The 12,676-nt window shown below is 60.3% G+C and carries 6 protein-coding genes; 5 read left to right on the forward strand and 1 reads right to left on the reverse strand.

Annotation, left to right across the window (positions count from 1 at the left end):
• Positions 1-9: 9 nt before the first annotated feature.
• Entirely contained in the window at positions 10-3,462 is a 3,453-nt protein-coding gene (locus GDA65_13340) for a DNA polymerase III subunit alpha (GenBank protein ID MBA5863673.1), read from the reverse strand.
• A 400-nt stretch (positions 3,463-3,862) separates the two neighbouring features.
• Between GDA65_13340 and GDA65_13345 the strand changes: the two genes are divergently transcribed.
• From GDA65_13345 to GDA65_13365, 5 genes are all read left to right on the forward strand, one after another.
• Positions 3,863-6,973, forward strand: coding sequence for a hypothetical protein (locus tag GDA65_13345; protein MBA5863674.1), 3,111 nt, complete (start codon positions 3,863-3,865; stop codon positions 6,971-6,973).
• A gap of 43 nt (positions 6,974-7,016) precedes the next feature.
• Positions 7,017-7,835 (forward strand): hypothetical protein, encoded by an 819-nt coding sequence (locus GDA65_13350; GenBank protein MBA5863675.1) that lies wholly within the window; start codon positions 7,017-7,019, stop codon positions 7,833-7,835.
• A gap of 90 nt (positions 7,836-7,925) precedes the next feature.
• On the forward strand, positions 7,926-9,116 hold the full coding sequence (locus GDA65_13355) for an NnrS family protein (protein MBA5863676.1): 1,191 nt from the start codon (positions 7,926-7,928) through the stop codon (positions 9,114-9,116).
• Positions 9,117-9,377: 261 nt separating this feature from the next.
• Positions 9,378-11,129 (forward strand): S8 family serine peptidase, encoded by a 1,752-nt coding sequence (locus GDA65_13360; GenBank protein ID MBA5863677.1) that lies wholly within the window; start codon positions 9,378-9,380, stop codon positions 11,127-11,129.
• Between the two features lie 220 nt (positions 11,130-11,349).
• The gene (locus GDA65_13365) at positions 11,350-12,666 is read left to right on the forward strand and encodes a hypothetical protein (protein MBA5863678.1); all 1,317 of its coding nucleotides are present in this window, start codon (positions 11,350-11,352) and stop codon (positions 12,664-12,666) included.
• Positions 12,667-12,676 lie beyond the last annotated feature (10 nt).

The following is a 12,676-nucleotide window of genomic DNA, read 5'->3' on the forward strand; positions in this document are numbered from 1 at the left end:
TAGGTTCGCCTAGGTTACCAAAGTGATGGCGCCTTTGCCCAGCACTTCCTCAATATCGGCGACGAAATGCTCGCTGGGAGTGATCTTCACATTGGGCAGGGGAGACGTCCGGGCTTCGATGGCGCCGCCGAGCGCCATGATCAGGGCGACGGTCGATGAACCCGGGTATTTCTGAAACACCTGACGCAGCATCGGAAGCCTGGTGGAAGCCATCGGTCCATCATGCAGGCGAATCATCACCCGCGAGATGCCCTTGTTCTGGAGCTCGGCCAGCGGTTCGATCTTGGTCCCGCGCAACTTGGTGCCCTTGTCTCCGCGATCCACGGTGCCTGTCAACCGCACGACCCGTTCCGGCACGATCATCTCGGCATGGTCTCGATAGAGGTCGGGGAAGGCTATCACTTCTATCACGCCGTGTAAATCCTCGAGGGTGATGTAGGCCATGCGATCGCCCTTTTTGGTCAGCATGGATTTCACCGCCGTGATGATGCCGCAGAGTTTCACTTCGCGGCCGTCCGGCACATCGGCCACCTGCATGCTCGTCGTGTTGGAGAAGAGTTGGATGGCGGCTTCGTAGCGGGCCAGCGGATGCGCGCTGATGTAGAAGCCGGTCAACTCGCGCTCATACTTCAACAACTCACCCTGGCTCCACTCGGGCACATCGGGCAAGGCCGGTTCATCGAGCGTTTGCGGCAGGCCCGGCATCTCGTCGCCGAAGATGCTGGTTTGGCCGACCGCGCGTTCCTTTTGAATGCTCACCCCTTCGTCCATCGCCTGATCGAGGACGGCCAGATATTGCGAGCGCCGCCCGCCCATGGAGTCGAAGGCTCCCGCCTTGATCAACCCTTCCATCATCCGTTTGTTCAGCTTGCGGAGATCGACGCGGCGGAACAGATCGAAGAACGAGCGGAACGGTCCGCCTTCGTTGCGCGATTCGATGACCGCCTCGACGGCGCCTTCGCCGACATTTTTGATCGCCGCGAGCCCGAAACGGATACTCTTGTCGACGACGGCAAAATCCTTTTGGCTTTGATTCACGTCCGGCGGCAGCACGGGAATACCAAGCCCGCGGCATTCGGTGAAGTAGCCGACGATCTTATCCGCGTTGCCCATGTCGGTCGTCATCAGGGCGGCCATGAACTCCGTCGGGTAGTGTGCCTTCAGATAGGCCGTGTGGTAGCACACCACGGCGTAGGCCGCCGCGTGCGACTTATTGAACCCGTAGCCGGCGAACTTTTGAATCAGCTCGTACAGTTTGTCGGCTTTTTTCTCCGGGATTTTTTTCTGCTTCGCGCCTTCCAGGAACTTGACCCGGAGCTTTTCCATCTCCTCCGGCTTCTTTTTTCCCATGGCGCGACGGAGAATGTCCGCTTGCCCCAGCGAGAACCCGGCCACAGTGTTCGCGATGGCCATGACCTGTTCCTGGTAGACGATGACGCCATACGTGTCCTTCAGGATCGGTTCGAGCTCAGGCATCTCGTAGGCGATCGGAATTTTTCCCTGTTTGCGTTTGATGAAGTCTGGAATCAGATCCATCGGACCGGGACGATACAGCGCGATGATGGCGATGATGTCCTCGAACCGGTCGGGCTTGAGGCCCATCAGCAGGTCGCGCATCCCGGAACTTTCCAACTGGAACACCCCGGTGGTTTTGCCGGACGAGAGCAGCGCGAAGGTGGCCGGATCATCGAAAGGCAATTGTTCAACCTTGAGAGGCGGCTGGCCGGGGCGGCCCTGGTTGACGAGGGACTCGGCCCGCTGAATCATCGTCAAAGTCTTCAACCCAAGGAAGTCGAATTTCACCAGGCCGATTTTTTCGACATCGCCCATGGAATATTGGGTGACGATTTCGTCTTTGGGACCTTTGTAGAGCGGGACATGTTCCGTGAGCGGCTGATCGGAGATGACAATGCCGGCCGCGTGTGTGGAGGCGTGGCGTGCCAGCCCTTCCAGCGACTGCGCGACCGACATGAGTTCCTTCACCTTGACATCTTTGTCGACGAGTTCCTTGAGGCGCGGTTCCTGCTCGAGCGCCTTGTCGAGGGTCATCTTCAAATCATCCGGCACGAGTTTGGCGATCCGGTCCACTTCCGCGTAGGGCATCTCGAGGACGCGGCCCACATCGCGAATGGCCGCCTTGGCCTTCATGGTTCCGAAGGTAATGATTTGCGCGACGTGGTCTTCGCCGTATTTGTGGATGACGTAGTTGATGACTTCGTCCCGGCGATCCATGCAGAAGTCCATGTCGATGTCGGGGAGGGACACGCGCTCGGGATTCAAGAATCGCTCGAACAGGAGCGAGTAGACCAAGGGATCGAGGTCGGTGATGCGCAGGGCATAGGCGACGAGGCTGCCGGCGGCAGAGCCGCGCCCCGGTCCCACGGGGATACCGCGCGAGCGAGCAAACTTGATGATGTCCCACACGATGAGGAAATAGCCGGCGAATCCCATCGAGCAGATGACCGCGATTTCTTCTTTCAGCCGGACCTGATAGGCGATCTCGGGAATGGAGCTCGGGCGCTCCTTGAGGCGCGCCGCCAGCCCTTCCATTGCGAGCTGCTCGACATAGGTTTCGCGCGTGAGCCCTTCCGGCACTTTGAACTGGGGCAGATAGGTTTTATTGAGCGCCAGTTCGAGGGTGCAGGCCTCGGCGATCTTGACCGTGTTGGAGACGGCCGTCGGCATTTCCTTGAACTCGGCCATCGCCTGCTCGGTGGACTTCACGTACAGCTGGTCCGTGTCAAACTTCATGCGGTTGGGATCGTTGATCGTTTTCCCGGTCTGCAAGCAGAGCATGAGGTCGTGCGGACGCGAATCTTCTTTTTTGAGGTAGTGGCAGTCGTTGGTGCCGGCGAGGGGAATACCGAGTTTTTTATGGATGTCGAGCAGCCCGTCGTTGGCGATGCGCTGGTGTTCCAACCCGTTGGCTTGCAGTTCGAGATAATAATTATCCTTGCCGAAAATCTCGCGATATTCGCCTGCCGCCTTGGTCGCGCCCGTCAGGTCCTTCTGCCCGATGAGATAGGCAACTTCACCGCTCAGGCAACCGGACAGGCCGATTAAGCCTTCGTGGTGCTGTTGCAAAATTTCCTTATCCATCCTTGGTTTATAGTAGAACCCTTCAAGATACGCTTTGCTCACCAATTTAATAAGGTTCTGGTATCCCTTGAGGTTTGTGGCCAGCAGGATGAGATGGTAGTAGTCGTTGTGTGCGAGGTGTGAGTTTTTCTCCAGCCGGCTGCCAGGCGCCATGTAGGCTTCGCAGCCGATGATCGGTTTGACGCCGGCCTCCCTGGCCTTCCGGTAAAACTCCACCGCCCCGAACATGTTGCCATGATCGGTCATCGCGACGGCTGGTTGGCCGAACGACTTCACCTGTTGCATCAGGGGGTCGATCTGATTGGCGCCGTCGAGAAGGCTGTATTGGGTGTGGAGATGGAGATGAACGAATTGTGATGCCACGGGGTCCGATTGTAGTGAGGGGAAAAGTTGAAGTCAAACGCAAGGGGGAGGGGGAAGAGGGGGGACAGGGAGCGTCGAAGACACGGCCGGCACACCGCCTCGCCGGCGTGCGCAAGCATGACGCTCATTATTCTTCGCGGCGCGCACCTCGCGCAACGCGCAGCCTCAAAAGGCCCTCGCCTGGGTAAATGGCGCGTCTTGGCGCGCCAGTGGGTTGGGCGGGTAAGAAGGTGGCGCGCAGCTGGAGGCTTCCCCGATCACCCTCTCCTCGTTCTCTCCATTGACAGTTTCCTTCCTCAAGTCTAGCCTATCGTTGATTTTGCGTAGAGAGCGATTTTCGGCGCGTCACGCTTGATGGCCGGAACGGCGACTCGATCCGGTTAGTGAACAGGTCGTTCGAATGGCGGAACCAAAAGACGAGAAACCGAAACTGCCGCTGGCCGGTCTGGTGGCCTTGCTGCTGGCCGCGGTGAGCAGCCTGATCATCTATCAGAGCCCTATCAAGACTTCCCGGCCGATCGATAAGGAGGCGGAGAAATCTGCCTCGGTCGTTCGTGATCGTGTCCAATCCCGGCTCTGGCAGGACCCGTTCGAAGCGGTGGCGAGCCATATCCAGAAGGAGAAAGCCGATAAGGGCGACGGGGGGCACGGGCACCATGCTTCGCCCGGTCTGGTGGATGGGGCTCAAGTTACCAAGGGGCTGTTTCGCTTTCACTTGATGCCGGTGTGTGTCGACGGAAGTCCCTATGCCAGCGGCGTGGAATCGAGACTGCGCGATCGCTATGCGCTGGTGTCGGCGCTGGGCGCGGCCGGGTATCTGCCGGAGTCCGGAGAATCTATCCGATACTTTGAATGGAAATCGAGCGCAGGCGTATCCACGGTTGTCCCGGCCGAATGGTTTGTCCCCGGGCCCAGGCTCTCTCAATTGGATCAGGCATCTAAACCGAATGAGCGGGGGCCGCATGACGCGCCGGCCATTCTGGTCCTGTGGCTGAAAGAGCAGGATCTTGGTTCCCAGCCGCTGCACGCCCTGACGACCTTGGTTCGCTATCTCAACGAGCAGTTGAACGCGATCCCCTCGGCCTATCGCGTGTTGGGTCCCCGCACGTCCGGTTCGCTGAGTGCCATGCTGGGGGAACTTAAGCCACGGTTTGTGGCAGGCGCCTCGGTTGCACCCTCTGCTGCGGCGCCCGAGCCGGTCGTTTGGCCTGTGTTGAGCGGCGCTGAATTCTATTCCTCCTGGGCCACGGCGGCTGATCCGGTGCTCCTAGGCGAGAGTGCGATTCAGCAGACGGACAGGCCGGTTGAAGAACGGTTTGCGGCCTCCGGTCTGACGTTGATCAGAACGATCGGCACCGATGACGCGCTGGCGAACGAATTGGTGCTTGAGTTGCAGCGTCGAAAGATAGACCTGACAACGCCGTCGAAGACTCCCCACATTGCGCTGATCTCCGAATGGGACACGCTTTATGGACGATCGTTGCCACGTACGTTCGTGGCAGTCGCCAGGAGATTGGCGGAAGCAGCAGAGAAGAAAGCCGAAGCAGCGGAGAAACCTGTTCTGACGTTGGCGCAGCACCTCGATACGCTCCATGATGAACAATACCCGGAGTGGGTGCATCGCTATTCGTATCTCGCCGGCCTGGACGGTGAATTGCCGCCGAAGGACAATGGAAAGGATGCGGGCGGCGCCAAGGGCAAACCGGGTGACAAGGGGGGAGGCGCCGAGGCAGTGGTGTCGGAGACACCGGTCGGCCGGAGCCAGCTTGACTATCTGCGGCGCCTCGTTGAGCAGTTGAAGCGGGAGGAAATCACGTCCGATGGCGAGTTCAAGGCCATCGGGGTCTTGGGGAGCGACGTGTATGACAAGCTTATGCTCTTGCAGGCGTTGCGCAAAGATTTTCCCCATGCCCTGTTTTTCACCACTGATCTGGATTCCAGGCTCACTCATCCCTCCCAGTTGCCGTGGACGCGCAATCTGGTCGTCGCTTCCCATTTCGGCCTCGAACTCGATCCCCGGCTGCAGACGCCCATTCCGCCGTTCCGCGACAGTTATCAAACTGCGCTTTTTTTTTCGGTGCTGCGGGCGGTGGGCGCTCTTGAAGCCGTGGCCGAAACGCCCGCGTTGAAGCTGTCCACCGGCGCGATGTTTTCCGGGGAGGTCATGCCGCGTCTGTATGAAGTCGGCCGGCATGGCGCCGTGGATCTCAGTCCTGATCCGATCCCTGCGGCTGGCGCGCCGCCCAGTATTCATTTGCCTCGTTCCGATGTGGATCCGTCGACCGGCGGGTTGCGGCTGCCGTCGGCCCGCACGATCGGCCTCCTGCTGTCTGCCGCCGCGCTGATGTTCCTCTGCGCGATCCTGATTAATAGCGAGATCTGGGCGTTGTGCCGGGGGCGTGCGCTCGCTGGTCTCCTGGCCATGCCGGCCCTGTTGGGCGTGATGGTGGTCGCATTGCTGGCCGGCGCCCGACTGGATGGGACAGGCGGCGAACCGTTTACCTTCACCGATGGGATCAGTGTCTGGCCCACGGCGAGTCTGCGGCTCCTCGCGTTCGTGCTGTGCGTCATCTTCTTTGCCCATTCGTGGTGGCGGCTGTGGGAAAGCGATACGGCCCTGATCCGGATATTTCGTTTCCTCCGCCCCAAGACTGCGGTTCCCCGCCCGTCCCATTCCATAATCAGCATCCATCATTGGCGTCCGCACCCGTCCGGTCAGGCGGAGGTCCGGCAACTGTGGCGCGAGTATCGATGGCTCGGTGAGTGGCAGGAGCGGGCCCTACGCGTGGCGCCGCAGGTGGTGGTGTATGGGCTCTTTGGCATCGTGGTGATGCTGCAGCTTGGTTTTCCCGTCATGCCCTGTCGCGGAGACGCCTGTTTTACGCTCAACTACATCATTCTCGGAGTGAGTGTGGTTGCCATGACGCTGCTCATGTTTTATGTCGTTGACGCGACACGCCTGTGCCGTCGCCTGATTACGATCATGATCGGGACCACGATCGAATGGCCGCAACGGCTGCTCGCGAGGGAAGCCGCCAAGTATGATGTGGATCAGGCATACGTACACGAATGGCTGGGCATTCAGTTCATTGCGAAACGGACGGCCGTCATCAGCGCCATGATCTACTATCCGTTTGTGATTGTGTTCCTGATGGCGGTGGCGCGGCATAGTTACTTCGACCGCTGGGACTTTCCGGCCGGTTTGCTCGTGATCTTTACCCTCAACGCGCTCTATGCCTTCGGCAACGGAGTGCTACTGCGCCGGTCGGCCGAAGAGGCGAAACGGGAAGCGGTTCGGCAATTGAAACGCCGGCTCAAGAGCCTGTCCGGTGCGCCGGTATCTCAGCAGGGTCAACCACAGCAAATCGAGCGGATGATGGAGCTGATCGAACAGACGCGGGACGGCGCCTTTCTGCCGTTTACCCAGCATCCGTTGTTCGGTGCGATCGCGTTACCGACGGGCGGCACCGGCCTGGTGTTCCTGCTGGAGTATCTGGCCACGCTCTTCTGAGGACGGCGATGGCCGACAGGCCTGGTGGAAGGAGTGCCGTTGTATGAACAAGCGATCTCAGCGTGCCGGTACGCAGCAGAAACGGGCTGCCGCGCGGCCGCCTGTGAGTCGTATGCTGAAAGAACGCGGCAGGCTGGAACAGGCTCAAGGATTGATTTATCGGGCGTGGGAGGCAACGACCGACCGGCAAGCGGCGTCACTGGCCCGGCAGGCGCTGGCGATCTGTCCCGATTGTGCGGATGCCTACACAGTGCTGGCGGAATCTGCGGCCGGGTCGGCAGAGGAAGCCTGTCGGTTGTATCAGCAAGGCGTCGATGCCGGGCGACGCGCTCTGGGCGAGGCGGTGTTTGATCAAGAGGCGGGCCACTTCTGGGGGCTGATTGAGACCAGGCCGTACATGCGCGCGCGTCAGGGATTGGCCGAGTGCCTTTGGGCGCTCGGCCGGAGAGAAGAATCTCTCGCGCATTGCGAAGCCTTATTGGCGCTGAATCCCGACGATAACCAGGGCATTCGTCACGGGTTGCTGAGTCGCTACCTTGCAGTCGGGGATGAGGCGGGAGCAGCAGGTCTCTTTCATCGGTATCCGCAGGATGCATCCGCCGCGTTTCTCTGGAGCCTGGTTCTGCTCGACCTTCGCCGGGGAGATCAGGCCGCGGCAAAGCGGGCTTTGCTGGCGGCGATGCGAGGCAATCCGCACGTGGCCGACTTGTTCACCGGCAAACGGACACCACCGACTCGGTTGCCTGAACACTACTCTCCTGGAGATCGGCATGAGGCGGCGTGCTATTTTGCGGGGTTTGCCGAAGCCTGGCTCGCGTCATCGGATGCGATGGAGTGGCTGATGGATCAATTGACGGATTGAGTCACAGGATGGGAGTCGAGCCGTTGCTCTGCGGCAAGCGTCCTGTCGCGCAAGCACGTGTCGTGATGGTAAAGGAACGGGTGAGGGCATGTGGTGAAGAGTGATGTAGTCGAAGGTCGCGGAACCTCGCCGGGGGCGGCAGTGTTTTCGTATGGATTCCGCCCGTTTTTTCTGGGGGCCGCAGTATTTGCGGGCCTGGCTGTTCCTGTCTGGGTTGTCATGTTGGCGGTCGGGGGTGGTTCAACCAATCTGGCTGCGCCTCGCGAATGGCATGTGCACGAAATGTTGTTCGGATTTCTGCCTGCGGTGATCACCGGTTTTGTGCTGACGGCCCTGCCCAACTGGACGGACCGTCCGGCCATCAAAGGACGCCTTCTGATGGGGCTGTTCGCGGTGTGGTTCGCCGGCCGGATCGTGCTGGCGCGGCCCTGGTTTCCGCCGGGCCTGGCGGCCGTTATCGATTCGGCCTATCTTTTGATGTTGGCGGGATTGCTGTGGCGCGAGATTGCGGGGGGAAAGAGCTGGAATCATGCGCCGATCGGCGTCTTGCTCAGTCTTTATGCGGTCGCGAACATGCTGTTTCATCTCTTCGCTCTCAACGGCATGGCAACGGATCTTCCCGAACGACTGGCGCTGGGACTGGACCTGACGCTGCTGGCGTTCATCGGCGGCCGTGTGACGCCGAATTTTACACGCGAGTTTCTTGTTCAGGCGAGAAGGCCGGAGCAACCGGCGCCGTTTTCTCCTCTCGATATGGCGGCGATAGGATTGGTCGCGTTGGCCTCGACGATCTGGGTGATGCTCCCGGAAGGGGCCATAGCCGGGTCGGTCCTCATCCTTGCCGGAGTGGTCAATCTGGTTCGGCTGTCGCGATGGTACGGCTGGCTCGCGTGGCGAGAGCCGCTGGTGTTTGTGCTGCACTGGGGATATGGGTGGCTCGCGCTGGCGCTTTTCCTGCTCGGTTGCGCCGCGCTTGGCGTCGGGTTGCCGAAGGAAGATGCCGTGCATGCGTTAACCACAGGAGCGGTGGGCGTGATGACGCTCGGTATCATGACCCGCGCGAGCCTCGGCCATACCGGCCGTTCACGGCACGCCGACACTCCAACGGTCGCCATGTATGTGTTAGTCACCTGCGGAGCAATTCTGCGGGTATTCGGACCGGCCACCGGCCTGCCGACCACTCTCGTACTGGGTATTGCCGCCTCTTGTTGGAGCGGCGCGTATCTTTTGTTCGCCTTGATCTATGGCCCGTACCTTCTACGTCCGAGTGTCGATGAGTGAACAACACACATGCCTGCCGGTTGACCGCCTGTCTCACCAGGACGCGTATCGATTTCGATACGATGACGCATGCGTGGAGATACGGCGCCCCTCCTCGAAGTTTGCTCAGAACAATGACACGTATTTCTATCGATCGAATAACGTGGACATGACTTCTCGCTCATCTTCCGGTACAACCGTTGCTGCCTCACCGCTTGATGGGGCGCCTCAAGGATCCCGTGCCCGGCGCGCGGCAGCGTTTTTCTGTTCGTGAGGGAGTCTATGGCCAAAAAGAAATCGAGCGCATCAAGGGCAGGGCAGAAAAAAACACGCCGGCCGCCTGAGCGGATGGCTTCTGACACGGTATCCGAGGCGGCTCCGCATCCGGCTCCCGTACCGGACCGATCCTCAGAATCAGCCGCACCGACCGGGCCCATTGTCCCTCCCAATCCTCCCGGGGATGCTCTCGGGACTGAGCACGAAGAGCGGTTGGCAAAGAATCTCATCAAGACCGTCATTGCCCTGCCGCTCCTCGACAAACTGTACTATGAAACGAAGGCGCGAGTGGCGGACACCTCCCGCCGTCCGGGCATCTATGAGGTGATCATTGATTTGAATCTGGAATACCCCAAGGGCCGGGAGGCGGCGCGAGACTGGGTGTTCAAGACGATCGAGGAACTGATCGCGCAAGCAGGACGGAAGGAGGCCGGCCAACGGCTCGACCGCAAGAAGAGCGAGTTCAACGAGCAATACGTGTTTGCCGCTCTTGAGGCGCGCGTGATTCGCGAATTGGTCGAGCTGGATGCGAAGGCCAAACCCGACGTGCCCGGCAAGGACGGCAAGCCACGAACGACTCGGGCCATCTACCAGATCTGGGAAGATTTCAAGCTGAAGGCGTTCATCACCAGCTCTGTCACCACGGTGAAAGCCGATGCGGCGAAAGTGGCCTTCTCCGCGTTGGGCGACAAGATCGTCTGGGCCGTCGTCGATTCCGGAATTAAAGGGGACCATCCGCATTTCGGCGCACACCAGAATCTTGCCGGCCAGGTCGAGGAGTGGCACTACGATTTTACGGACGGTGTTGATCCGACGAAGACCGCGTTGGTGGATGGCATGGGGCATGGTACCCATGTGGCCGGCATCATCGCCGGAGAGATTCCTGCCGATACGAAGCTGCGCCCCGGCGAATCACATCCTGACATTCTTGCCTATTCCCGATCGCTCAAGCCTGACGGGGATCAGGCGGAGCGGGAAGTCGTCTATGAGCAGATCAAGGCCCCATCCATTGCCGGGATGGCTTCGCGGTGCAAGCTGGTGAGCCTGAAGGTCTTAAACGAGGCCGGCGAAGGCAGCGTGAGCAACATCATTGCCGCGATCGGGCACATTCAGCGCATCAACAGTTTCGGGCGGCACATTCGCATTCATGGGGTGAACTTGAGTGTCGGCTACCCATTCGAGCCCGAATGGTTTGCCTGTGGCCAAAGCCAACTCTGCGTGGAGGTAAACCGTCTTGTGCGCTCCGGCGTCATCGTGGTGGTGGCGGCCGGGAACTCCGGATATGGCGTCCTCTCCACTGATTTTACGGGACTGCGCTCGGCCGGAATCGGTCTGACGATCAACGATCCGGGGAATGCCGACCTCGCGATCACCGTCGGGTCGACCCATCGCAACATGCCGCATATCTACGGGGTCTCGTATTTTTCATCGAAGGGGCCTACGGGCGACGGACGCCTGAAGCCGGATCTGGTTGCGCCGGGGGAGAAGATCCTCTCCTGTGCGGCGGGGCGGATGGAGCAGGACATTCAGGAAAAAATCGAGAAGGATGTGACCTACCTGGAACATTCCGGGACGAGCATGGCCGCGCCGCATGTGTCGGGTGTCATCGCCGCGTTCTTGTCCGTCCGTCGAGAATTCATTGGGCAGCCGGAACGGATCAAAGAAGTCTTTGTTTCGACCGCGACGGATCTCCGTCGGGAACGGTACTTTCAGGGAGCCGGGCTCGTGGATCTCATGCGCGCGATTCAATCCATCTAGCCGGATGGTGAAGAAGTCCGCCAGCGGTGCTCACCGACTCGCGCCCGTTCGCAGACGTGACGCTTATTCTTCCTCGCGTTGCGGACCTCGCTGCGGCCGCGCTGGACAGTCTGTTTGACCATCCTGCGACTGCGTTCGACGTCGTTTCCAGCTCCTCTCCATCAGTGCGTGTGGAGGTGGCGGAAGATCTTTTCAACAGCCGTTATCGAGGGAGGTCGTCATGGAACAGTTATCAGGGTTTGCTTATTTTCCCGTGGAGTTTACCAAGGACGCCGCCGTCCATGATCAGGCCGATGTCGCAGCCTTGCAGGAGTATGTCCAACGCGAGGGCACAACCGATCTCATCGTCATCTCGCATGGCTGGAACAATAATATGGAGGAGGCCAAGGCGCTCTACGCCGAGTTTTTGCGTAACTTCCGCTCGTTACTCGACGCCGGTTCGCTCCCGACCCTCGCGAACCGGAAATGGGCGGTCCTCGGCGTGTTGTGGCCCTCGAAGAAGTTTGAGGAGAAGGAGCTGATTCCGAGCGGCGCCGCCGGGGCCGGTTCAGCGGTCGGCATGGCGGCCATGAAGGCGAAGCTGGACAGCCTCAAAGGCGTCTTTGATTCACCGCAGGCTGACCGAACGCTCGACGAGCTGCAACGACTCCTGCCGAAACTGGAGGATAGTACATCCGCCCAAAAGGAATTCGTGGACAAAGTCCGCTCGCTGGTTCACAAGCGCGCCCCGGATCAAGAAGACGGGTCGGAGGCCTTTTTCACGGTGCCGTCGGGCGAGCTGCTGGGCAAATTGCGCAAGCCCGTGTCGTTCACGGTAGCGCGGCCACCGGCGAATGCGGGTGGGGCGGCGGGAATCGGTTCCGGAGGCGCCGCTGGATTGGGGGAATTTTTCAGCGGGATCTGGTCCGGCGTGCGGAATGCGCTGAACTATACCACCTACTATCAGATGAAGGAGCGGGCGGGATTGGTCGGAACGAACGGGGTGAATCCGATCCTCCGCGCCCTTCAAGTCGATCGGCCGAATATGAAGTTGCATCTGATCGGCCACAGTTTCGGAGGGCGCCTCGTGACCGCCGCCGTGGCCGGTTCCAGCGAGGCCACGCTCCTCCGCGTGAGGACGCTCTCCTTGTTGCAAGCGGCCTTCTCTCACTACGGATTCGCGGAGAAGTGGGACGGCGTGAACAACGGATTTTTTCATCGAGTGGTCAGCGCACGTGCGGTAGCAGGCCCGACGATTATCACCTGCACGGCAAACGACAAGGCCGTCGGTCTCGCCTATCCCATTGCGTCCCTGCTGGCTGGCCAGGTGGCCGCCGGGATCGGGGATAAGAATGACAAGTACGGCGGCATCGGCCGCAACGGGGCCCAGAAGACCCCTCGCACCGTGGATCTGACTCTGCTTGAGGCGACTGGCTCCTATCAGCTGACCAACGGCATGCTGCATAACCTTGCGACGGATCGACTCATCACCAGTCATGGAGACGTGGCCAACAAGTCAGTCGCCTATGCCGTGGCGTCGGCCATCGCGGTCACGTAAACGATGATCG

Source organism: Nitrospira sp. CR1.1 (assembly GCA_014055465.1).
GTDB lineage: Bacteria > Nitrospirota > Nitrospiria > Nitrospirales > Nitrospiraceae > Nitrospira_A.

Coding starts and splice junctions, on each gene's coding strand:
- GDA65_13365 (MBA5863678.1), top strand. CDS start 11,350: ATGGAACAGTTATCAGGGTTTGCTTATTTTCCCGTGGAGTTTACCAAG.
- GDA65_13360 (MBA5863677.1), top strand. CDS start 9,378: ATGGCCAAAAAGAAATCGAGCGCATCAAGGGCAGGGCAGAAAAAAACA.
- GDA65_13350 (MBA5863675.1), top strand. CDS start 7,017: ATGAACAAGCGATCTCAGCGTGCCGGTACGCAGCAGAAACGGGCTGCC.
- GDA65_13345 (MBA5863674.1), top strand. CDS start 3,863: ATGGCGGAACCAAAAGACGAGAAACCGAAACTGCCGCTGGCCGGTCTG.